Origin of the sequence: Streptomyces hilarionis (assembly GCF_024539675.1) — a bacterium.
Classification (GTDB): Bacteria; Actinomycetota; Actinomycetes; order Streptomycetales; family Streptomycetaceae; genus Streptomyces; species Streptomyces hilarionis.
Genome location: NZ_JAHHIT010000633.1, coordinates 1 through 301 on the forward strand (window position 1 = coordinate 1; position 301 = coordinate 301).

Annotated in this window: 1 protein-coding gene; it reads left to right on the plus strand. The window is 40.2% G+C overall.

Annotated elements, in window-relative coordinates; genetic code table 11:
* On the plus strand, positions 1–253 hold a 253-nt coding region (locus tag KMS84_RS44385; RefSeq protein ID WP_256921534.1), incomplete at its 5' end, for a hypothetical protein.
* Positions 254–301: the final 48 nt, after the last annotated feature.

Sequence of the window (301 nt, forward strand, 5' to 3'; positions counted from 1 at the left end):
CCTAGTAAACATCGAGGGCACAATGAAATTCATAAAACTCCTCTCTATTGGTATCGTACTGACTGGATTTATGAGTTCCGCTTTTGCTGAAGACGGTTTCGAGCGAACCAAAAATTTCAAAGATAACTTCCGAGCCGAGCAAGCTCGTCTATGGGGTCCTGATGTATCGGAGAAAAGTAAGCAGAAAATTGCTCAAGAAAAACAGAAAGAACCTAAGGGCATTAGCAGCAAGTCGACAACTAAGAGACAGTAAAAAACAATTAACACGATCAAAGCCATCGACAAAAAGCCAGATTAATAT